The following is a 24,932-nucleotide window of genomic DNA, read 5'->3' on the forward strand; positions in this document are numbered from 1 at the left end:
TCGATTTTTAAAATGAAACCATAACCCCGGCGTTAATCAATCTTGCCTGTGGATAATATTGCCCAAGTTCACTGGTTGCTTCTGGATCCAGCACGTTGATCTTGCTCCATGTCATCAGATTTAAACCGCTCACATACACTCGGAGATTGCTTATCTTCACTCGTTCCAACAAGCTTGTCGGGAGGTTATATCCCAATTCTACGTTTTTTAAACGCAGGTAATCCGTGCTTCGTAACCAATACGTGTTGTCATACGAATAGTATTGGTCACTTCGGTCGGTAATCCTAGGGTGCTGGCCGCTCGGATTGTCGATTGTCCACCTATTCTCATAAAAATCCAAGAAATAGTTACCGATGGCCCCCGATTCATCCGTTCCAACGCGCAACTCGCCACCAGTAGCACCTTGAAACAGCACGCTTAAGTCAAAATCGCCATAGGTCAACCCCAAGTTTATACCGCCTTGAAATCTCGGATCTGTATTTCTATCACGACGTAGACGATCATTTGGTGTTATCTTACCGTCTCCGTCGTGATCAACATACTTCATATCTCCTGGACGTAAATTTCCCGTGATATCACTATAATCGATCGTATTGGCATCGATATCAGTCTGATCTCTAAATACACCATCATATATATAATATAACTCCGCATTAATGGCTCTCCCTGTACTTCTTTGCCATTCTGGCGCTCCTGGCGCCTCATCCCAAAAGACAATCTTGTTCCTTGAATACCCACCATTTACCGATATGCGATAGCCTAATTTGCCGATCTGATCCTGCCAGCCCACGTTAAATTCCCATCCTGAGTTATCTACTTTTCCTAAGTTTTCAGCCGGCAAGGTCATACCGGTACTCTGCGGAATCGAAGCATTCCTACGCCATAATATACTGTTACGGCTATTTTTGAACACATCGAATTCTGCATTCATTTTTCCATCGAAAAACTGCATATCCAACCCGAGATTATAATTATTTGCGACCTCCCAGGTGATAAAGGTGTTCGGAACGCGACTTTCATAAAGGGTTTTCACCAAGTCTCCTCCAATGATATAGGTACCAAAGGCATAGGTAGAAAAGTATTGATATTCCTGTAAGGCATCGTCGTAGTAAATATTATCGTTGCCCATCTGTCCGTATGATGCACGTAGCTTCATATAATTGATAAACGGGACATTTTCCTTCCAAAAGTTTTCCTCCGAGACCAGATAGCCCACCATGGCTCCTGGGAAGAATCCATAGCGCCTATTTTCCGGGAACATATACGAGCCATCATAACGCCACAAAAACTCGGCTATATATTTACTTTTATAGTTGTAGCCAATACGACCAAAATAATTTAAACGGGCTCTTTCCCATGCTCCTCCGTCATTGTCCTTTTCGGCCTCTCCACCAGCAAACAGGTAGTCTATGTTCTGCGAAATAAAATAACGTCTAAACGCACTGAAGTTATCATTACGTATGGTTTCCCTATTCACACCAGCCAGTAAATTCAGCGTATGATCGTTGATGGTCTTATCGTAACTCAAAACCGCCCCAAGCAAGACATTTGTCTGGTCTTCATCTGATTGCGTCAGATTGGGATCTGCGGGTCCTCGTTTACCAGCCTCCAGTTTCGGGGTAACACCATCATCTTGGTATGCCCCTTGCCAGGTATATAGATACCACGGGGTGGACCACGTCTTTTGCTTTTTGCCATATTTATCGATAGAAGCGGTTAGGGACAATTTCAGACCTTCCACCCATGGATTCGTGATATCTACCTGCCCGTTCGTCTGCACATAATATCGCTTATCTCGATCATAACCAGTCTGATCGGTCGTAATGACGACGGGGTTTTCTCCATGCTCAATATCCGGTCCCGGTAAACCATTTGGCCAAAATGCAGGCATTGTCGGATTACCACGCATCAGCATACGGAAGATCGTCGCGGCACTTTTTGTTGGATAATTTCTATTTTCCTGACGACCTAACACCCCAAATTTTGTTTTAATATAAGGATTGATATCTGCGTCGAGGTTAATTCTGAAATCATATTGTTTGTATCCCGTTGCCGAATTTTTATAGAATCCATCCTGATCCAAAAAACCAAGAGACATTAAATAACGCATGTTTTCCGACCCACCATCAAGCTGTAAATTATGTCTACTTTGAGGCGACCAGTTCTTTAACGTCGCACCGTACCAATCGGTATTGGGATATCCCCAAGGATCGCTACCATTCCTAAAAAATTCTCGTTCGTCGGGCGAAAACGGTGCTTCGAGACGATTACCATTTGGTCGTTCATAGAAGCCACTTCCGTTAAATCCCTCCAAAGCCTTACCCCATTCGTCTACCGGCAACTTAAATATTTCCAATTCATTTCTCAACTCCGCATATTGCACAGCATCGGTCAGTTCGGGGATAACAGTAGGTTGTGAAAACCCTTGGTTAAAGTTATATGATAATTTAGGTTTGCCCGAAGTTCCCCGTTTGGTGGTTACCAATATCACGCCGTTGGCGGCCCGGGCACCATAAATAGCGGCAGAAGCATCTTTCAAAACCGATATATTGTCAATATCAGCCGGATTTAACCGTTCAAATCCTCCCTGCCGGGCGGGTATGCCATCAATGACAATCAGCGGACCACTATCGCCAAGGGTATTGGTTCCTCTGATTTTTATATTTGATCCATCCTGCCCCGGCTCGGCACTACCATTTGTCGCCACAACACCCGGCACGCGTCCGGCAATAGCGCTAGAAAGATTCAACGCTGGCGATTTCGCTAATTCCTGTCCTTTAACGGCCACAACAGAACCTGTAATCGTTTCCCGCTTCTGTGTACCATAACCGACGACGACAACCTCATCTAGCTGCGCTTGATCTTCTTCCATTACAATATTTATCGGGTTTTGTTGATAAGCTACTTCCTGCGTCAGATAGCCGACATACGTAAATTGAAGAATCGCATCATCACGCTCTACTTCCAAGGAGAATTTCCCTTCTGCATCCGATAATGTAGCACGGTCGGTGCCAAGCTGCGCGACCGAAACGGAGGCTATTGGCTCGTTGTTCCCATCTTTAATTAGGCCGGTTGCTATTAGCTTTTGTTTTTTCTTTCGAAGTACGATACGTCGTTTGTCGACGTATTCTGCCGTAAGATCTTCCATATCCAATAGGGGCAATAATAGGTCTTTCCAATGGATATCCTTGGCATCGATTTCCTTGACAGTGATATGTTGGATGAGATTATCGTTATAAATAAAGGAAATCGCGGTCTGCTCTTCGATGGAGAGCAATAGACTTTTCAGCTTAACATGCTTGTAACGCATGGAAACCGTTTCTTGGGCCAAAGACTCACGCGCAAATAAGCCAGAAGAAAAACAGACGATAAATAATACTACTAACTTTAACAATAACAACCACTTAAGGTAATGATAAATACGCACATGTATTTTAGCATGCGAAGTTATTTTCATACTTTTGTCTTTTAAAATTTAATCAATTGAGCATCTAACTTTCCTACGGCCGGATGCTCACGGTTAACAAATTTAAGGGGTATATCTTTTACGAAGAGGTATACCCTACTTTTTTTGAATGTGTCTATGTCATACGTTTCTACTTTATATAAATGATACCATTACTAACTTTATAGCTAAATTTTACGCCTGTTTTCTGTAGTAAGTCTAGCACCTGCTCACAAGATGTTTCTTGAAACACACCTGTAAACAACTGTTTGTATAAGTTTTTATTTTGCACAACAATTGTCTTGTTGTACCAACGTTCCATTTTTTTGACCGCTTCTGTTAATGAGTCACCGTTAAACACCAGTTTATTTTCCACCCACATGATCTCCAGCGCTTTATTCTTATCGATTACATTTTTTTTATAATCCACAAGTTTCGCGGTATTATTTTCTTTTAATATGTCGACTGCTGCTCCCAGATGCTGTTTGTCAACCGGACGGTTACGGTTCAAAACTTCTACCTTATCACCCGGACTCAACATATAATTACGCTTTCCATCTCCATTCCCCACATGTAACTCCACTTTGCCTTCCATCAGCGAGGTAGCGATTCGCTCTTCTTCTGGATAAGCCCGAACATTAAACACGGTCCCCAACACCTTAATTTCTGTATCTAAAGCGTTTAAGTACAGGGGCAAGGATTCATTTTTTGCTACAGAAAAATAGCCTTCCCCCTCTAATGTCAATATGCGGTGCTCTTTACCATATCCTTTTTTAACTTTTAAGTGACTTTCGCTATTCAACCAAATTTCAGTCCCATCACTCATCCGAAAGAATTTTCGTTCGCCCCTATCCGTCGCCATTTCTAGCCACTCATTTTGTTGTTTCAAAGAAGGGTTTGATTTATAAGCGATTAACCAAAATGCAATCACCAAACAGCTAACGCAGATAGCTGCAATAAGATAACGGTTCTTCACAAAAATCGAATGTCTGTTTTCCACATACGATGCCTGATATAAATCGTTAGGTTTTGTTTTTTCATAGATAATCTCCGCTTCCAAACGTTTCTCGTTGTCGTTCTGAGGGGTATCTAGATACTGCATCAGAAGTTTCTTTTTTGTATCCGTTTCTGCCAATTCCAAAAGAGTCTCCCTCTCTGCGACAGAGAGCGAACCCTCCAACAACTTCTTTAACAGTTCCAAATAATATTGTTCGTTTGTCGACATGGATAGCTTTTAGTCTACATTGATATAGACACAACAAATCCACATAATCCCCAATACAATGTTATTTTTTTTTCTTAAGCGCAACCCATAGCTTCTGAATCGCTATTTGGATATGCCGATCTACCGTTTTGATCGAGATACCCATCATCTCGGCTGCATCTTTATAGGAGTAGTTTTCGTCTTTTACAAGCAAGAAAGCCTTTTGGGTCTTAGCCGGAAGCTTTGCTATGGCTTCCTCAATCTCCATCACATTTTCATTCGAAATAAAAATGTCTTCGGGGTTCAAATGGTCCAAAAATTGATAATCACCCAACTCTTCGTGCCCAACATACTCTGCCTGTCGAATACGGAGGTAATTTAAGCACTTGTTCTTGATCGTTCGCATCAGATAGAATTCTATAGAGGTTATATGTTGTAAATCGGCGCCAAGATGCCACATTTTCCACATCGCTTCAGATGCGATATCCTCCGCAATATATTTATCTTTTACATAAGACCTGGCATAACTCTCTAGAACCTTAAAATTGGCCACAAAAAAAGATTTAAACACCTTTTGTTTACGCTTAATAGCTATTTCTATCTTATTATCCTCACTTAACGGCTTAAAATACATGGTTGCGTAATACTATTGTAATTTGCAAATTAGCAAATATATCACAATAGGACGTACAAAAAACAGAAATAATAAAAAAAGCTCCTTTCATATCTTCATGCTTCCCAGTTCGCTAAATTAAACCGTCCTTACCTTATAGATTTTTAAAAACGGAAGGTTGATAACTCGGTTCGGGTTGAAGAGATAAATGTTAAATGTCCACCAGCTTTCTTCTGCTTTTGTATACACTAAATAATTCTTTTTCGGAAAATAATTAATAGACTTGACGTGGGGTACATTTAATTTATCAAACGGTGTAAATAAATGCGTATGGATATCGTATAGAAATACACCGTTGTGCGTGGTAACTAAAAATTGGCTTCCACCAACTGAAGACAAATCATGTCCCCCATCTTCTGGGAGTATATCTGTATATTCGAGGTGTAGATCAATAGTTCCATTTTTTTGCTTGAATTCGTAACACCGCAACTCATTGAATCCTAACGCAAAAAGTCTCTTTTTTTCGTGGTGCCATACCACCCCATGTCCAGAATAAAGTGTATCCTTAAAAAGCAGATCCTCGGGTTTCGATCGATGATATATCTCCAAACTGTTCCCCTTAGGATGAGTCGAATTAGCCACTGCAATAAATCCCCCTGGAAGTAAATCCGCAGAATGCGCCATCGGTGTATAAGCATAAAACGTTACTTTTCTGCTTTTTACATCCACAATACAAGTTGCACCTCCTGAAGAAGTAAGGAGAATTTTGCTATTATTATCAATCGGTTTGCATTCATCAAAAGGAACCAATAACTTTTGATAACGTTCGGGCATATCTGCCTTTGCTTCCTGTACACTCCATGACCATATTACCGCCGTACTGTCGGTTCCTTTTTCAGGATCTATGATCAAAACTTTATCTTCTCCGCAGGCGAGCAGAGATCCCTTAGGAATAGTAGACATCGTTTGCCCCGTCGTATAATCGACTATGCAAGTTAACAAAAACAAAAGGAGGATTTTTTTCATACTGTTCATCATCAAATTCAATATATCATTTACGTTGTATAAACATGCCAAAATTATCAGATAACAACCGCTATTTTCGAAATTTGGGATTTATGATCTCCCACTCATTGATGTGCGCTGGTTGATGTTCCTTTTTCACAATTTCATTAAATTTTTGAATCAATTCTGGATAATCATTTGCCAAATTATATGTTTCATTTCTATCTCTTTCTAAGTTGAAAAGCATCCAGGGTGCGTTTTTATACGTTTGACGACGTACATCAACTTTTACACCTTTCCATTTCCCCATCCGGATTGCTACCTGCCCTCCTTTTTCAGGATATTCCCAATATATATATGCATGCTCCTTTTGTGCTACAGCATTACCTAGCAACGTAGGTAAAAAAGAGATGCCATCCGTATTTCCTGGGTTCTGATTCGTGAGATCTGCTAAAGTCGCCATCAAATCATATTGTACAGAGGGTAGTTCCGTCGTCGAACCAGCCTTAATTTTCCCGGTCCACCTTACCAAAAATGGCACGCGAATACCGCCTTCAAAGACATCCATTTTCAAACCGCGTAGACCGGAAACACTATTGAAAAAGGCAGGCTGAACCCCTCCATTAAAGGTTGTGCCGTTATCACTTGAAAACATGATGATGGTATTTTCGTCTAACCCCAACGCGCTAACCTTTTCAAGTACTTTGCCTACCTGTGCATCTAAATAAGTAATCATCGCAGCATACGTTGATAAGGGGTGCTTTGTCGGGGCATAACCGCGTTGTCCATAGTAAGGTTTCTCCCCCCCAAAATCCGCTCGATACGGATCGATATATTGTTGAGGGGCCTGAAGCGAAACATGAGGCTGTGGAAACGGTAGATATAAGAAAAACGGTCCCTCTCTGTTTTCTTCAATAAACGCTAACGCATGTTTTGTCATAACGTCACCGACATATTCAAGGCCAATATAGGCATCAAAGTCCTTATCAGTTGCTAGGGTTGAATCCAATTGTCGGTGAACATCAATTACCGGATTATTCAGTTTCAATGGTTCATCGTTTAACCACAGATGCGTAGGATAAAAATTATGTGCTTGCTTTTGATCAAGGATGCCGGCATAAGCGTCAAAGCCTTGTTTAAGAGGAGATCCTGTTGTATTGTGCATGCCTAAACCCCACTTTCCGAACATACCCGTTGTGTATCCCGCATTTTTTAACATTTTTGGAAGCGTATACATACCTTCGGGAAGCGGCATTTGACCAGCTTCCAGACTGTCTGCAAAACCACCCATCTCATAATTTCCGCGAATATAGGAATGACCACCATGTTTACCGGTAAGCAGCATACAACGAGCCGGTGCACACACCGGCATACTGGTGTAATGATCTGTGAACTTCATCCCTTCCTCACGAAGCCTATTTAAATGGGGCGTTCTAATTTGATGTTGTCCATAAGGTTCTATTTCACCGTAGCCCAAATCGTCTGCATAAATGTAGATGATATTGGGCAATTTCTGCTTATGATTTTCTTTCGTCTCCTGCGCAATCAGAGCTATGTTCCACATGATGCTCAGGGTGCCTATTAGGGTGGTTATTTTTTTTACGCTGTCCATGTTCTGGTACTTTCCTTTATTTATCAGATTCCAAAATAATTATCGGTTTCTCTAATAGGTTCTCGGGCCTAGTTCAACAAATTCAGTAGTTAGGATTTGGTTCCAGCGCAGGATTGAGATCAATCTCTGTATAAGGGATCGGCCATATATAATCCCTACTCGCATCAAATTTCCTGTTCTGTATTAGCTTTCCCTGATAGTCATAGATTGGCTCATTCATCTCTTTTTCTATCGTTTTCCATCGCCGTATATCGTAAAAATAAGAACCCTCTCCCGCTAGTTCTATGCGCCGCTCCAAACGTATTGCTTCCCGCATTTCTTCTTTACTGAGCCCTTCTTCTAATGGCGGCATATCTACAGTAGGTCGGGATCGGATACTGTTTATTGCTCCATAAACGTCGCTGGATGGACCCGACAATTCGTTTAGCGCTTCGGCATACATTAATAGCACATCAGCATAACGAATTTCCACATAATTCGTTTCGGAATTCGTTAACGTACCTGGAGTCGTTTCGTTGTATTCGGTAAATTTCCGGAAAGTATAACCAGTTTGGTGCAGATCAGCATTTGTAGCCGTCCGGTTTCGCCAGGGTGCCCCGATAAAAACGATAGATTGTTTAAATCGAGGGTCTCTATTTTCATAGGGTTTCTGTGAATCATACCGCGGACTTTCATCAATGGATAAGCCATCTGTCATTTGATAAGCATCCACTAATCCCTGTACGGGAGCTTGTGTGCTGTATTGAGCCATAATGATATCGTATGTATTGATCAGTTCAGGGGCTTTAAAACGTATATCAAACACGATCTCTTGGTTCCCCTCGTTTACTTTTCGAAAAAGACCATTATAATTCGGGTATAGGCTATATCGATCTAAGTCTATAATTTGTCTTATCGTAGTTACCACATCCTGGTAATCATGATCCTGTAATAAAACACGAGCTTTTAAAGCCCAAGCGGCACCTTTTGTGGCTCTACCATCATCAGCTTTCGAATAAGAGGCAGGCAACGATGTAGCTGCCTCATCTAAATCAAGCAGTATCTGTTCTCGAATTTGCTGATATGTACTCCTGGGTAGGTTTCCGTGTTCATCAGGATTAGGTTCATCTAATAGCAGGGGGACACCGTGGAACAGTACGTTTAAACGCTGGTAGAAGAAAGCTCGAAGAAATCTTGCTTCTCCGATAATTCTCGCTCTTAGATCTTCATCCATTGCTGCTTTATCAATATTAGATAGGAGCATGTTACATCGACCTATCCCCCGATAACAACCTTTCCACATGGCATCATTCATGCCTAAAGTCGTCGCATTGTGTACACCGGCTGCAAAATCGTTAGCATTACGTTGATTGTCGTAATTAAACGCATTTGGACTCATAGCCTCAAACATAAAAGGAGTTTGTGCATTATAGAGTTCTGCGTGTGTAAGTGCCTGATAACATCCCGTTAAGGCATCAAGCACCTGTTGCTCATTTTTCCAATATATATCCTGGCTATAAAAGTCTGTTGGTTGCGTATCGAGCATATCACTACACCCCACAATGGAGGCGCTAAATAGTCCGAAAATTGCATATATAATCTTTTTCATCGTTTATTGCTCTTAGAATGTAAGGTTTAAACCCATGGTCATCATTTTGACACTTGGATATTGATCGATATTGGTGGCTAAAATATCCCGTTCGGGGTCAAAAGATTTAACGCCCGTAAAGGTCAGAAGATTTTGTGCATTGATAAAAACAGTTGCTCGACTCAATCCCAATCGTTTATTGAATGTAGGGCTTAACGAATAGTTTATCTGTATATTTTTTAACCTCAAATAGGAAGCATCTTCTAACCAAAAATCTGAATCCGAGAAGTTTTCGGCAGTATATTGATTACGTGCAGTAACTCTCGGCAACCTAGCATTTCTATTCTCCGGCGTCCAGGAGTCGGTAAGCCATTCCTTTGTTATACCAGCACCATTATTAAACGGAGATGCCATGTTGTTGTTCGGCCTAACAAAGATATCACCAACACCTTGCCACATCGTACTCACAGATAGTGATTTATAGCTAAAACCTATATTGAATCCATAGGTATAACTCGGGAAGGTACCTCCGGCGATATACCTGTCGTTGCCATCAATGACACCGTCGTTATTACGATCTACATATTTTATATCTCCGGGGCCTACTCGATTCGTTATAGTCGGATAATTAGCGACCTCCTCATCTGTCTGGAATAATCCATCCGTTTGTAAAACATACCATGAATCAATAGGTGATCCCGCCGTTGTAATCCTTGCTCCACTAATGATTTCCTCTCCTTTCAAATCAACAACGTTATTCTTCACATGGCTGATATGGCCCCCGATCGTATAATTAAAATGATCTCCGATACGATCGTTATAGTTTAAACCTATTTCAAAACCTTTATTGTCTACCGCCGCGATATTACTGACTGGTCCCGCTAGCGATCCAACCTGAGACGGTAACGTTACATCTCGAAGAATATCGTCGGTTCTTTTATGAAAGTACTCTAATTCTCCTGTGAATTTCCCTCCCAAAAGACGCCAATCCAATCCGATGTTCCACATGGTGGTTGTTTCCCATTTCAGTCTAGGGTCACGATATTGTACTACCGCTGTTCCACCACCGTTGTAAACACCTCCAAACGGGTAACCATATCCAACAGCTACGGCGTTCACATATTGGAATCTCCCTATTTCCTGATTTCCAATCTGTCCCCAAGAACCCCGTATTTTAAGTTCATCCAACCAATTTACTTCCGACATAAACGATTCTTCGGAAACCCGCCAGCCCGCAGAGAAAGAAGGGAAAAGCCCCCATTTATTTCCCTGTGCAAACCTCGACGAACCATCATATCTACTATTTACTTCTAAAAGGTATCGATCTTTATAAGCATATTGTAAACGAGCAAAATAAGATATCAAAGCATCAACAGTCGTTGTTCCCGATACGGAAGGGTCTCTCGTTCCCGCATTGAGTTCATCCAAATCGCCATCTAAATAACCCGTCTTCTGCGCCTCAAAATTTTCGGTATTGAACTTCTCGATGCTATGCCCAAGTAAAACAGAGAAATTATGCAGATCATTTAGATTTTCCTCAAACCGTAGCGTGTGGGTAAAATTAAGTCGTTGGTCACTTTCTTGACGTTGGGTTTTATAACCCGTTGTACTCCATGGATTCCGAGTTGGCTCACCGGTTCTTACGTCATGCAACCACACCACTGGAGCAAAACTCTTGCGCAAAAGATTGCCATAATTAATCGACCCTCTCGCTTGATACTGTATTTTCTCTGTAAAATTAAAATGTGCTGCAAGATTAGCCATAATACGATTAGTCCCTTCTTTCCGATAATTCTCCTCTGTCAATACTAATGGATTTTGAAAAGAGTTTTGGCCGGGTGTTAACACCCAACTATCTGGCCAGTTTCCGTTTTCCATTTTCCCATAAGGTTGAACCGGCACCATACGCATAATTCGGTTCATAGCTGTTCCAATACCTTCTGAAGGTTCTTCTACATCCCACCTGCTCGCAATGATTCCCCCATCTATACCAAAACGGTCGCTCACTTCGGTTTGAACACGTACATTGATGTTGTATTTCTTAGCACCTGTCATATCTTTCAAGACGCCATCCTGATCCATAAATCCGCCGGAAAGATTATACTTCGTTTTGGGTGTTGCCCCAGAAAATCGGAGGTTGTGTTCATGGATCAATGCGGGTTTAAATAATTCCTTCATCCAATTGGTATTCGGATGCAGTATACTCGTTGGGTTAGTTTTAAACTCTTGAATCAAATCATCAGCATAATATGGATTCCCACCTTGATTTACCATAGCCTGATTATATAGCTCCATAAATGTAGCCGAATTATCTACTGGATCCGGAAGATAGGTAACATTTTGTACACCGGCATAGCCATTATAATCGATAATCGTACGATGCTGCTTTCCGAGTTTAGTTGTAATTAGAATCACTCCATTTGCTGCCCTAGATCCATAAATTGCCGTAGAAGCTGCGTCTTTAAGAACGCTAATACTTTCGATGTCATTTGGATTTACATCTCTAAACTGCATTTCTACACCATCCACCAAAACAAGAGGGTTTAGTTTTCCTCCTCCCCCAATTGTACCAATACCTCGGATTCTAATATTTGCACCATCAGCACCGGGACGTCCCCCCGCTTGATTGACATACACTCCCTGCACTCCCTGCAACGCTTGAGAAGCATTGGTAATCGGTCGATTTTCGAGTTGCTTGCTGTCTACCACGGAAATAGACCCCGTTATATTCACTTTTCTTTGCGTACCATAACCAACGACCACTACTTCATCTAAATCTCCCCTCGTTGATGCTAGTGTAGTATGAATGGACGTTTTCCCCTGTATAGGGATTTCCTGCTGCTTAAAACCGACAGCGCTAAAGACCAGCACGCCGGAGAGCGAAGGAACCTCCATCGTATAATGCCCGTCTTCCCCCGTACTCGTACCCGTTGTTGTTCCTTTGAGATGTATACTAATACCCGAAAGCGGAAGTCCGTTTTCGTCTGTTACCTGTCCTTCAATTTTTCGGGACTGCTGGTTCGCCGGTTCTATATTATCTTCTTTTTCTATGTAACGCGATTTATTCTGTTTCTTCACCACAATCGATTTTCCTTCCATATAGTAGCTTAGTTTTTTGGGCGTCAGCAACATGTCCAGCGCTTGTTCAAGCGGCATATTTTTCAGTCGTACATCTGTAACACCGGTATTATTTACAATCTCACTGTTGCATATAACCGTGTACCCTGTTTGCCTTTTAATCTCCCGTAGGATATCAACAAAGGCTACTTTCTTTTTCTCGATGGTCACTGTTTGTGCTAAGCTGGTGGCTTGCAATTGGGCAACCATACAGAGAAGAAACATCATCATTAATTTCATGATTAAGAGATACTTTTTAGGAGCGAGGAAAAGGTATGTCTTCCTCGGTAAAACATAATTTTTCATTACATTTGTCTGGTTTTTAGTTTATTAAATCTGTCTCATTCAGTTTATTTAAAGCTAGGGACTATACTACCGGGTTAGTGCCAGCTTTCCCGGTAATTTTCCCTTTTAAAAGACTCACTTATTTCACAAATCTCACCCTCCTTCCTGTTACTTCGAAACGAATCCGATCATCTGTCATTTTTATGAGCTTCAATACCGTATTAAAATTGTCATATCTTGAAACGGAACCCCATATCTCTACATCTTTAAGGTTACTCGAAAGCTCGATATCCAAATCATACCATCTTGCTACTTTTTTCATCACATTTTCTAGTGTTTCATTATTGAACATAAACTCCCCATTTTTCCATGCTACACATTCATCAACGTTCACGTTTCGAATTTCTATCTTTCCTCTACTCACCACGCTTTGCTGACCAGGTTTCAAAACAGTGTTATGATCTTCGCCCGAAGACACCTTTACTTTTCCCTCCAAAAGAGCCACCGTGGAATTTATATCCGTTTGATAAGAATTGACATTGAAATGTGTTCCCAATACCTCTATTTTCTCTTTTGCAGTTTTTACAATAAAAGGCGCGTCTCTTTGATGAACTACTTCAAAATAAGCCTCTCCTTCCAGTTCCACGTTCCGCACTTCTCTTGAGAATCGGTAGGGATAACGTAATTTACTTTCTGCATTTAGCCATACTTTCGTACCGTCGGAAAGCGTTACTTGGTACTGTCCTCCTCGGGGTGTAGAAAGTGTCAATACTTCATCTTCCGCGATACGACCTTCCTCGAAAACCGAGGTACCGTCTTCATAACCTATTTGACTATCGATGACGATACCAGAATAGGTATCGCTCAAGTTTATCTGCTGTCCGCTAGATAACGTTAATGCCGCTTTATTCCCCCCAGGTGTAAAGGTGTTTATGATCTCTTCTACAGATGGAGATGGGGACACCGTTGTTTTTTTTTGCCTTATTATAGCAACAAATAATACCGCTATCGTTACCGCCGCCACGGACGCGTAAATCGTTAAACGTCTCCATATGAAAGACGGCTTCGATACCCTTGATTCGTCTTTTATCCGAGAAAGAACATCTTTTAATACACGTTCTTCTCTTTCTCGAAAGGTATTAGTATAGAGTTCTGTATAAGCGTGCAGCGCTTCTCGTAGGTTATTTTCATGATCCAGCTCACGCACAATTTTCCGAAGAGAAGGATGCTCCGTAAACAGACGTTCCACTTCATTAGCCTGTTGCACATCTAAATCTCCGGTGAGGTAATCTTTTAAAAGGTTTACAATATGATCTATTTTATGCATCTCATACATATTTAATATGAAAACACATCAAGCAATGATATCTTACAGGAAATTTTAAAAAAATATTGACGTGAAGTATTACATCGTGAAAATTATCACCAAAAGAAACAGGACATCTCTGATCTGTAAATTTCGTCGGAGGGTCGCTAATGCTCTCGACTTATTAGTATATACAGCGTGAGGAGTCATATTCATTTCTTTACCAATATCTTCCACTGTTTTATCTTCTAGAAATGTCATGTTAAAGACCTCTTGCTGCTTTTGAGGTAACTTTTGTACTGCACTATAAACCATATGCAATAATTCTGTACGAATAATTTTTGTAAAAACATCCGTATCGTCATACAGCAAATCCTCATAATTAGCTACATCGTCAAGAGCTTCATGATATTTTTTTCCACGGAGTTGATTTAAACATCTGTTTTTCGTGGCAATATATAAAAATGCCCGAACACTGTCCAGGCTGGTAAACGCTGTCCGACGCTCCCAAAGCTTTACAAAAACATCCGTAACAATTTCTTCAGCGACTTGATAGTTCTTGACATATTTTTGAGCAAAAAACAAAATCTGTTTATAATAAAGCCGATAAATACCCACCAATCCTTTATCCTCATCATGATGCAGGGAGTCCATTAGGACAACGTCGTCAACTTGGGCTGAAACGTCACGTATAATACCGGCATTTTTCATCAGTTTCGCGAGACTCTTTCGTTAACATCAAAGATAACAGGAAACAAAATCAAAAGATAACATTACGTATAATATAACAAATAATTCATGTTGATTTTATACTATAAAAAACACCCTCGACGTTGTCATTAGGTCATTTAACATGATCTATTTAATAAAAAAACCAACACATCCGTAATGAATATTTTTGAAGAAATTGCTTCTATGCGTATTTTAAATGAAAGTTATCTCTAGTTTAGCTTCTTCGCCTTTGTCCATCTCCAGCTCAACGAAGCCGTTTCCAACGTCTAAATCTTTGTCATTTTGTTTAATGTCTCTCACGTATTCAGGTATTTTTAATCTAAAGGTATTTGAAGTGGATGCTTTCAATATGATCCATTTAATTTTTTTATCCGCCCATTTTATAGTTACTTCTGCACCACCACGTGCACACAAGCCTTTGAAACTACCATCTACCCACGAATCCGGAAGTGCTGGAAGTAGCTCTATGTAACCGTTCTGACTTTGAATAAGCATCTCCGCAATACCGGATGTTCCACCAAAATTCCCATCGATTTGAAAAGGTGGGTGTGCACAAAACAGATTATTATATGTTCCACCTCCGCTACGCATCTTCACCTCACTATCTACAGTCGGTTCAAGCAGGCTTTTCAACAGTTTATAAGCCCGATTGCCATCGTGTAAGCGTGACCAAAAATTAATCTTCCATGCTCGAGACCAACCGGTGCCGTCATCACCACGCCGGTTAAGGGTTTCTCGGGCTGCGGCAGCCAATGCTGGAGTGATTTCTGGCGATATTTGATTCGATGGATACAATCCATATAAATGAGAGACGTGACGATGGTGTGGCTCTACTTCTCGATAATCTTGAAGCCATTCCTGAAGATACCCTTCTTTACTGATTTGCATTGGTGGCAGCTTCGTTAAAGCCTTTCTAATCTTAGCGGTGTGCCCATCTTCTATGTCTAGTATTTCCGCCGCCAAAAGAATATTCGAAAATAATTCATTGATAATCTGCACATCCATTGTGGGTCCCATACATACAAATACAGGAAGAGAGTCTCCGGGTAAGTAAAAAGCATTTTCAGGCGAAGACGACGGTGCCGTAACCAGCCAGCCATGTTCCGGTTCCGCAATCATACTATGGAGAAAAAAGTCAGCTGCCCCCGTAAGAACCGGATAAATGGAACGTAAATAGACCTTATCTTGTGTGAAGTTATAGTGTTCCCAAAGATGCGAGCACAACCACGCGCCACCTGTGTTTGTAGCACCCCACGAAGCATGCTCGCCGGGAGCGGTAAACTTCCAAGGATTAGTCATCATGTGTGCTACCCATCCATCCGCATTATAGAATTTCCGAGCCGTAATTTCTCCTGAGGGAACTAATGATTTTGTAAAATCAACAAGCGGTTTATGCAGCTCTGAAAGGTTGCACACCGCTGCGGGCCAATAATTCATTTGCAGATTGATATTTAAATGGTAATCGCCATTCCACGGCGTTTGCACTTGGTTTGCCCATAACCCTTGCAAATTAAGAGGAAGCGAGTTCTCATTCGTACCACTAATCATCAGATAACGTCCGAACTGGAAATACAGTGCTGCGAAAGCAGGGTCATCATGGGATTGGAAGTTAGCAAGCCGTTCATTTGTCGGCGTAATATTATCTTGATCCCCTAAGTCTAGTTCTACTCGATCAAATTTATTTTTATACGTGTTGATATGTTCTACCTTCAATTTGTCAAATAGAATATTTTTTGCTTTTGTTAACAGGTCATCTACCGTCGACTCATAATTCTTATCTAACATATCCGTAGCAGTAGAAATTAGAATCACGGCTTCATCAGCGTCATCAACTCGTAAAGAACTGTCACTCGCTATCAACGTCCCCCCTTTATTTACGATTTGTAATTTTGTCAGGTAACGTACTCCTCTATTCGTATCGTAGCCGTCATTTAGTTGTCCTTCCATAAAAATAACGTCATCGTGTACGCTAATTGCAGCTCGTTCGGCTCTACTCAAACAAACTTCAAATGAAACCGATTTTTTCCTACTGGCCGTGATGCGGGTACCTAAGACATCATGGCTATGAGATGCAAAATATTCTCGAGAATACGTAATATCCCCTCTTGTGAACGTTGTAGAAGCGACTGCGTCGTTTAGAGAGAGCTTACGCTCATAATGAATGGTTTTTTCTACGTCAGGAGGATATGAATACCAAATATGCATATTACCGAGCATCTGAAAACAGCCATATGGAGCGTCCTTTCCTTGACCAAAAGCCGATCCAAGTCCGCCACTACGAAAATGTGCATACATCAAATTTTGCGCATCCAAATTCTTTCCGGAAAGTAACAGCTTCCGAATTTCTGCTAAATGATCAAATGCGGTGGGGTTAAACGCGGCTGGGTCTTCGCTTCCTGACCACATACTAATATCATTCAAAACAATAAGTTCCGAATCAACACCACCATCTGGCATCATACCTATACGGCCGTTACCTAGAGGTAAGGTTTCCTCCCACATAGTAGCAGGTGAATTATAGCGTAACGCCAATTCATTGTACTTCTGGGCGGGGCAGGAAAAAAACCAAAATCCCATAATAATAGATAATAAATTTATTTTCATGTTTAGCTTTAAACACATGGTTACCTATGCAATTGTTCAGGGCAAATTAGTAAATATTCCGTAATTTATCACCTAATAATTAAGTATAAAGAACAAGGGGGACAATTGTCCCCCTTGTTCACTAACACAAAACTAAACTACATAAAAACATCTACACTATTAGCCATCCGTATTTTCTGTACTTGGCATCTGCTTTTCGATCATTCCCCTTTTTCTAAATTCTCCTTTTGTACCACGCCATTTCCCCTTACGACGTTGCGCATAACTTTCCCTCATTAACTGTTGTTGCTCCGGTGTTAAGATTTCACCCATTTTCTTCTGCGAATCTTTCATTCCCTCGCGCAATTTGGTCTGCAGTTTTTTCATCTCTTCCCGATGAGCCATCGCTTTTTTTGCTTGTTCCAGTTGTATCGCATACACCTCTGTACGTTGGGTATCAGTAAACTTCAAACGTTTATTCAACTGTTCCGTTTTTACTTCCGCCATCTCCTCCGGTGTACGATTGGCTATTTTTTTCTCCATACGGGTCTCTTTTCGCTCCCTTTTAAAGGAACGCTCCGTATCTTTCTGCTCTTGCGCGAACGTTGCTATACTAATTCCCGCAAACAATACTGTTAATGATAATATCTTTTTCATCGCATTCTTATTTTGGTTACCTAATGCTATTCATAATAGTAGATTCCAAAATGAAAGAAACGTTTAATACCCACTCGTTAAATAATGTTAACTGTAGACGCGATCAAAATAAAAATAAACAAGTTAAAATCAGTCAGTTTGTAAAAACTGCAAAAAAACTTTTTGGAAAACATAAAACATCTCCTATATTTGCAACGTCAAACAAGGACGCAGCAAGCCCAGCTGGCGGAACTGGTAGACGCGTTGGTCTCAAACACCAATATCTTCGGATGTGCCGGTTCGATTCCGGCGCTGGGTACTTTTAAGAAAGCGAGCTACTAGTTCGCTTTTCTTGTTTTAAACCTTAAACGAAACTGCACAGTTCAAGCCCGGTACGCTTAAGCGCGTAAAACAGATAATTTCCGAAAACAATTCCCTCCTCCTATCCGTTATTCTTACAACTTCTATACGCTTTTTAGAAGTTTTTTCCCTATATTATTATTTTTAATATTAAAAAATATCTATGTATAAAAAACGAACGATAATTATATCAAATAGATTACCAATACGTATTGAAAAACATGAGGATGAACTTAAATTTATTCCGAGCGAAGGAGGTCTGGCGACGGGACTAGGCTCTATATATAAAAAAGAGAACAATATATGGATCGGGTGGCCAGGATACATACCGGATTCCGAAGAAGAAAAGGAGGTTATTAAAGAAAAATTAAGTGAACTAAACCTTATCCCCGTTTTTCTTACAACAGAACAGATAGAAGGGTATTATGAAGGTTTTTCAAACGAAGTATTATGGCCGATCTTTCACCACAGACTGTCCTACGCCGTATATCGCCAAGAAAACTGGGCGTACTACAAAGAGGTAAATCAGACATTTTGTGACACGATATGGGAACAACAGTTAAACGCAAAAGATGAAATCTGGATTCATGACTATCAACTGATGTTGCTGCCAAAATTAATCCGACAAGACGACGAAAAAATTTCCATCGGTTATTTTCAGCACATCCCCTTTCCTCCCGACGAAATCTTCCGATGTATCCCTTGGCGAAATGAATTACTACAAGGCGTGTTAGGTGCTGACCTAATCGCTTTCCACACTTATAATGATACACAACATTTCTTGGGCGCGTGTACCCACATTATCGGACTCACGATAAAAAACAATTCATTACAAGTGGGCGATCGGAGTGTCTATGTAGAAGTTTATCCTATGGGTATTGATTATAACAAGTTCAGCGCTCTCGCAGACAGCCGGGAAGTACAAGCCCTTGCTAGTTCCATAAAAGAGCAATATCAAAACCGTAAGATCATCCTCTCGATTGACCGACTAGACTACAGCAAAGGTATATTGGAACGACTACATGCGTTTGAAAACTTCCTGATCAACTGGCCGGAATACGAGAATCAAGTTGTCTTATACATGCTGGTTGTACCATCCCGAGATACTGTACCTCAATATAAGCGGCTTCGCGACGAAATAGATAGGATGGCCGGACATATTAATGCCGTCTACGGCACGAACGAATGGACACCCATTGCTTATTATTATAATACATACCCTGTTGAAGAATTGTCCGCTCTTTATACCGCTGCCGACATTTGTTTAGTAACCTCTCTCCGAGACGGAATGAATCTGGTATGCAAAGAATACATTGCCAGTAAAGAAAACCGTTTAGGAGTGTTGATATTAAGTGAGTTGGCAGGGGCTTCCAAAGAACTATTAGATGCGATTCAGATTAACCCAAACGCCATCGATGAAATTAGCAATGCAATCGCACAAGCTTTACAGATGCCCGAGGAAGAGCAACGAAAACGAATGGACGATAGTATCGAAATTGTCCGGAAATTTAACATCAACCATTGGGTAAAGTTATTTTTTAATCGATTACGTGAAATTAAAATCATTCAGAAAAATGAAATGTCACGAAAGGTACGTGAAGAGGTTAAGGAAACAATTTTTAATGCATACCAAAATAGTCAAAAGCGGCTATTTTTCCTTGATTACGATGGCACGTTAATCGGCTTTCATAAAGATGCCGACGCTGCCGCCCCCACAACGGGATTATACAGTATTTTGGAAAAGCTACAATCGGATGATTCAAATCAAATCGTCATCATTAGTGGCCGTCCTCGAGATACGTTAGAACGTTGGTTTGGAGGCAAAGATTATTATTTGGTTGCAGAACATGGAGCGTGGACGAATTACCCAGCACACAAATGGATACCACGATCTCAGCTTTCGACGCGGTGGAAAATCCCCGTAAAACATATCATGTCCAAATTTGCTAATATTACAGCCGGTGCTTCTATCGAAGAGAAAACATATTCCTTGGCATGGCACTATCGAAAAGCACAACAAGGTTTAGGTCAACTACGTTCACAAGAACTCGTCGACGCACTGCGCTACCTCATCCCGCATCATGGACTTCAACTACTTCAAGGAGACAAAGTAATTGAAGTAAAAAATGGGGAAGTGAATAAAGGTATGGCTGCTTTAGAAATCGTCAACGCTTATAAGCCTGACTTTATTTTCGCTATTGGTGATGATGTAACTGATGAAGATATGTTCATTGAACTTCCTGCGGATGCCTTTACCGTAAAAGTCGGTAACAAAAAGTCGGAGGCACAATTTTACGTTGAAAATCAAGAAGACGCCGTGAAACTCATTTATCATTTTGTAGAGCAAATGGAATCGCAGCAGGAAAACAGCAACACAGATCATTAAAGAATAAGCGCATGAAAGAATCAACAAGACATAAGTATAATTCGGGCATTATTGGCAACTGCGCGTATATCGCCCATATCGAAAAAGACACCAATATTAACTGGCTATGTTGGCCGTCCTTTCAAGACTCCTTTGTATTTGGCAGTTTATTGGATCAAAATTTAGGCGGGACCTTCCGCGTCTCACCCTATGAAGCACCGCTAAACAACCGACAGTTTTATCTGGAAAACACCAATATTTTGTGTACCGAAATCGAAGCGAAAGATGGGGTGTATCAGGTCACAGATTTTGCGCCTCGCTTTGAACAATACGAACGTTATTACAAACCACTAACGCTTATCCGAAAAATTGAACCGCTACGCGGTAATCCCAAAATCCGCGTCATATGCGATCCCACCTATGAATATGGCAGTAAGGCCTTTCATAAGTATCGGGGCAGTAACCACGTGCAATTTGAAATGGAACATATTAAGATCCGTCTGGCGACCAACATGCCGATCAGTCATTTTTTTGACGACAACACCCATGTCTTAAGCCAACCGATTTATTTGATACTGACCTACGGAAGTCCATTTGAAGCCCCCATCGTTCGTACGGCGGAGGATTTTCTCTTGCGCACAAAGGCCTATTGGCACAAATGGGTAAAAAACGCCTCTATACCCGCGTTCTATCAGAAAGAAGTGATTCGATCTGCGCTAACACTCAAAATGCACCAATATGAAGATACCGGAGCAATTATTGCCGCCAGTACAACAAGTTTACCAGAATATCCCGAATCAGGGCGTAATTGGGACTACAGATTCTGTTGGTTGCGTGATAGCTATTACGTACTGACAGCACTCAGCCATTTAGGCCAATTTGAAGAAATGGAAAAATATGCATCGTATATTGCTAATATTACCCAAAACGATACAGGTAGACTGCAGCCATTGTATGGCATTATGGGAGAATCCGATTTAGCAGAATATACCATTCCGTATTTAGACGGTTATTTAGGTAATAAACCTATCCGAGTCGGCAACCAAGCGTCCGAACACATCCAGAATGATGTATACGGACAGGCACTTATTGCGTTACTTCCGTTATTTTCTGACCACCGTTTCCGACATCAGAACATACATGCGGCAAAATCATGGACGTCTCTTATTCTTCAAAAAATGTCACAGACCATTGATGAGAAAGATGCCGGAATATGGGAGTTTAGAAATTTTCAAAATCGTCATTGCTATTCCAATTTATTCCAATGGGCGGGCGCTACGGCAGCGCTTAAGATTGCTAAACAATATGGTTTCGAAGACATCGAGCAACAAGCCAGTGCCATCCGGCGACAAGCAGAAAAACATATAGAAAGTTGCTACGATTCCACAAGAGAGGTGTACACCAACGCCAGCGAAAGTCAAAGTTTAGATGCGTCGACCTTGCAACTTATTATGATGAATTATTTAGACCCTTCATCAGAAAAAGCAAAAAAGCATCTTCAGGAGCTGGAAAAGGAGTTAAAAGGCAAACATGGTCTATTTTATCGTTATCTGCATAAAGACGACTTCGGAAAGCCAAAATCGACGTTCCTGGTATGTGCATTCTGGTATGTGGAAGCGTTGGCCTGTGTTGGTCGCTTAAAAGAAGCAGAGGAAGTATTTAAACAGCTTCTATCATTTGCGAATCACCTGATGCTTTTTAGTGAGGATGTTCATGAAGATGACGGTTCACAATGGGGTAACTTTCCGCAAGCCTACAGCCATGTGGGGCTCATAAACGCCGCTTATCGTATCGCGGTTAAATTGGACAAGCCTACCTTCTTTGACAGCCTATACGAATAGCATAACAAGTTCCATCCGCCTCTTTGGGGGCGGATGGAACTTTGTTATGCTATCTCAAATTTATACCCTACTCCCTTCACCGTAGCGACATAATGATCTCCTATTTTTTCTCGAAGTTTACGAATGTGCACATCGATCGTTCGATTCGTAACGACCACAGAATCTTCCCAAATGGCTTTAAGTATCTGTTCTCGCGTAAAAACTTTATTTGGTTTTGAAGCCAATAGATAGAGTAGTTCAAATTCTTTCTTCGCCAAGACAATCTTTTCATCATCTCGATATACCAAAAACGAATCCCTATCGATAACCAAATCTAAAATCTCCAATTTATCTGCTTGATCAATTCCAGCTTCCGTATTATTACGTCGTAATATGGCATTGATGCGGCTCATTAAAGCACGTGGTTTGATCGGCTTGGCAATGTAGTCATCAGCCCCTACATTAAAGCCAGCTATTTCAGAATATTCTTCACTGCGCGCGGTAAGAAACACCATGAATGTATGTTTAAACTCGGGCATAGAACGCATTAATCTACATGCTTCTATTCCATCCATTTCTGGCATCATGACGTCTAAAATAATTAAATCTGGATTAACCTGCTTAGCAACCTCTATCCCTTCTTTACCATTATGTGCTTGATAAACTTGATAACCCTCTTTCGTTAGGCTATAGGATATTAAATCAACGATATCTCGTTCATCATCTACCACTAGTATTTTTTGATTGGCATTCATTATTGTTTTTTTGCTAAATTATGTACTAAATGGTAAAACAAAGTTAAGGATATGTTATCAAATTGTTAATCACTTAACAGTGGTTAAATATCTTCTTAATTTAAAATTTGCTGTAAGAATTCCGCTAAGGCCTTACCCCGTAAATTTTTGGCTAATATCTGCCCATCAGGTCCTATTAAATAAGATGCCGGAATCGCTTTGATACGGTAATCTATAATCAAATCCGAACTCCACGCCTGCAGATCAGAAACTTGTGTCCATTCTAAATGATCTGCTTCGATGGCACGCATCCAACTACCCGGATTATTATCCAACGACACGCCCAAGACAGTAAACCCTCTATCTTTAAACGCATGGTACTGCTTTACTATATTGGGATTTTCCTGTCTACACGGTGCACACCAGGAGGCCCAAAAATCAACCAATACATATTGTCCTCTGAAATCAGAAAGTTTCACGGATTTGTTAGTAGGTGTAAATGATTCAATCTCTGGTGCTAGCTGCCCGACAGCCAATCGTTTTAACTTCTTAGTCTCTTCTTTAAATTGAGAAACATACCGATTATCGAGAAATTTATCTTCAATTTCATCTGCGTATGCGATAATCTCTGATTCAGCAATCTCCGGATCGAGGGTGCTCATAGCATAAAACCCTGCGAGATTCTTATTTTGCTCCGCAAATACGACAGCCTGCTGCGTATATGCCGACAACTTCGATTTAAACTCCGTTAGATAGTCAAAACGTAAACTTTCTATCTCTTCCGCCGATTTATTTAAGGTTGCTTTTGCAAATGCCCCTTGTAAAGAATCCTGTACAAAATCTTTCCGACGTTGATAGGGAGCAAATTCTTTTAACGCGGTGGTTAACGCAGATCCCTCCACTCGATAATCCTCCGGCTGGTGCATATCGGCAACAAATTCCAGGGGTTCACTAGGCATTAGAATAACCGGAAACTTATTATTCCCGATCACGACAGAAAGCAAGCGAGGTTGTGTAGCCTGACGCTCAAATTTAAACTTGTTACCATCGGCAAGATAAACAGAATCCAACTTTCTGTCGCCTTCGTAAAATGAAATAACTTTTACGTTCCCTGGGTTATCAATGTATCCTGATATCCGAATTACATCCTTATTGGAACACCCCCAACATACTGCAACCAATGCAAAAAGTAAACCTACTGTGCTCTTCATTTCTATTATTTTTTCACGAAATCCTTCGCCCGGGCAATCGCCTTGGGGAGTCCCTCGACCAATTTCCCTCCGGCCGTAGCAAAGAACGGCTGTCCGCCGCCGCCGCCTTGAATATCTTTTGCCAAATCCTTCACAATCGCCCCGGCATTCCATCCACGTTCTTTCGCCAGCTGATCTGAAATCATGACCGTTAAGCTCGGTTTTCCGTCTATATCCGCGCCCAAAACAACGAACGCGTTCTCCAACCCTCCTTTCAAAGCATAAGCCAATGTTTTCACCGCATCCGTATTAGGAAGGTCAACGATCAGTGATAAAAAATTGACCCCATCCAGCTGCT

Annotated in this window: 16 protein-coding genes and 1 tRNA gene; 3 read left to right on the top strand and 14 right to left on the bottom strand. The window is 41.0% G+C overall.

What is annotated here, in order from left to right:
• Positions 1-7: 7 nt before the first annotated feature.
• From H8B17_RS12175 to H8B17_RS12225, 11 genes are all read right to left on the bottom strand, one after another.
• Positions 8-3,457 carry a SusC/RagA family TonB-linked outer membrane protein gene (locus H8B17_RS12175; protein WP_223816512.1) on the bottom strand — a complete coding sequence of 1,150 codons (3,450 nt, stop codon included), beginning with the start codon at positions 3,455-3,457 and terminating at the stop codon, positions 8-10.
• A gap of 139 nt (positions 3,458-3,596) precedes the next feature.
• On the bottom strand, positions 3,597-4,670 hold the full coding sequence (locus H8B17_RS12180) for a FecR family protein (RefSeq protein WP_190309422.1): 1,074 nt from the start codon (positions 4,668-4,670) through the stop codon (positions 3,597-3,599).
• A gap of 61 nt (positions 4,671-4,731) precedes the next feature.
• Complete coding sequence (locus H8B17_RS12185; RefSeq protein WP_190309423.1) at positions 4,732-5,202, bottom strand: sigma-70 family RNA polymerase sigma factor; 471 nt, start codon at positions 5,200-5,202, stop codon at positions 4,732-4,734.
• Positions 5,203-5,400: 198 nt separating this feature from the next.
• Positions 5,401-6,288 carry a DUF6528 family protein gene (locus H8B17_RS12190; RefSeq protein ID WP_190309424.1) on the bottom strand — a complete coding sequence of 296 codons (888 nt, stop codon included), beginning with the start codon at positions 6,286-6,288 and terminating at the stop codon, positions 5,401-5,403.
• A 70-nt stretch (positions 6,289-6,358) separates the two neighbouring features.
• Positions 6,359-7,879: an arylsulfatase gene (locus H8B17_RS12195; RefSeq protein ID WP_223816514.1), complete on the bottom strand. Its 1,521-nt coding sequence runs from the start codon at positions 7,877-7,879 to the stop codon at positions 6,359-6,361.
• A gap of 82 nt (positions 7,880-7,961) precedes the next feature.
• A complete protein-coding gene (locus tag H8B17_RS12200) occupies positions 7,962-9,467 on the bottom strand; it encodes a RagB/SusD family nutrient uptake outer membrane protein (RefSeq protein WP_190309425.1) in 1,506 nt (501 codons plus the stop codon).
• A gap of 12 nt (positions 9,468-9,479) precedes the next feature.
• Positions 9,480-12,794, bottom strand: coding sequence for a TonB-dependent receptor (locus H8B17_RS12205; protein ID WP_190309426.1), 3,315 nt, complete (start codon positions 12,792-12,794; stop codon positions 9,480-9,482).
• 193 nt (positions 12,795-12,987) lie between these two features.
• Positions 12,988-14,175, bottom strand: a complete 1,188-nt coding sequence (locus tag H8B17_RS12210; protein ID WP_190309427.1) for a FecR domain-containing protein — start codon at positions 14,173-14,175, stop codon at positions 12,988-12,990.
• 78 nt (positions 14,176-14,253) lie between these two features.
• Complete coding sequence (locus H8B17_RS12215) at positions 14,254-14,865, bottom strand: RNA polymerase sigma-70 factor (protein WP_190309428.1); 612 nt, start codon at positions 14,863-14,865, stop codon at positions 14,254-14,256.
• Between the two features lie 213 nt (positions 14,866-15,078).
• Positions 15,079-17,490 carry a glycoside hydrolase family 95 protein gene (locus tag H8B17_RS12220; RefSeq protein ID WP_190309429.1) on the bottom strand — a complete coding sequence of 804 codons (2,412 nt, stop codon included), beginning with the start codon at positions 17,488-17,490 and terminating at the stop codon, positions 15,079-15,081.
• 159 nt (positions 17,491-17,649) lie between these two features.
• Entirely contained in the window at positions 17,650-18,126 is a 477-nt protein-coding gene (locus H8B17_RS12225; RefSeq protein WP_190309430.1) for a hypothetical protein, read from the bottom strand.
• Positions 18,127-18,342: 216 nt separating this feature from the next.
• On the opposite strand from H8B17_RS12225, the gene H8B17_RS12230 reads away from it, so the two are divergent.
• The 3 genes from H8B17_RS12230 (at position 18,343) to H8B17_RS12240 (ending at position 22,671) form a co-directional block, all read left to right on the top strand.
• Positions 18,343-18,424, top strand: a tRNA-Leu gene (locus tag H8B17_RS12230).
• Between the two features lie 204 nt (positions 18,425-18,628).
• Entirely contained in the window at positions 18,629-20,851 is a 2,223-nt protein-coding gene (locus H8B17_RS12235) for a bifunctional alpha,alpha-trehalose-phosphate synthase (UDP-forming)/trehalose-phosphatase (RefSeq protein WP_190309431.1), read from the top strand.
• Positions 20,852-20,862: 11 nt separating this feature from the next.
• On the top strand, positions 20,863-22,671 hold the full coding sequence (locus H8B17_RS12240; RefSeq protein WP_190309432.1) for a glycoside hydrolase family 15 protein: 1,809 nt from the start codon (positions 20,863-20,865) through the stop codon (positions 22,669-22,671).
• A 44-nt stretch (positions 22,672-22,715) separates the two neighbouring features.
• On the opposite strand, the gene H8B17_RS12245 is transcribed toward H8B17_RS12240, so the two are convergent.
• The 3 genes from H8B17_RS12245 to H8B17_RS12255 all read right to left on the bottom strand — a co-directional run.
• Positions 22,716-23,405 (bottom strand): response regulator transcription factor, encoded by a 690-nt coding sequence (locus H8B17_RS12245; RefSeq protein WP_190309433.1) that lies wholly within the window; start codon positions 23,403-23,405, stop codon positions 22,716-22,718.
• A gap of 95 nt (positions 23,406-23,500) precedes the next feature.
• Positions 23,501-24,595: a TlpA disulfide reductase family protein gene (locus H8B17_RS12250; RefSeq protein WP_190309434.1), complete on the bottom strand. Its 1,095-nt coding sequence runs from the start codon at positions 24,593-24,595 to the stop codon at positions 23,501-23,503.
• 5 nt (positions 24,596-24,600) lie between these two features.
• Positions 24,601-24,932 (bottom strand): DHHA1 domain-containing protein (locus H8B17_RS12255; RefSeq protein WP_223816515.1); only part of this gene is annotated, 332 nt, incomplete at its 5' end.

This window comes from Sphingobacterium arenae, from assembly GCF_014692505.1.
Classification (GTDB): Bacteria; Bacteroidota; Bacteroidia; order Sphingobacteriales; family Sphingobacteriaceae; genus Sphingobacterium; species Sphingobacterium arenae.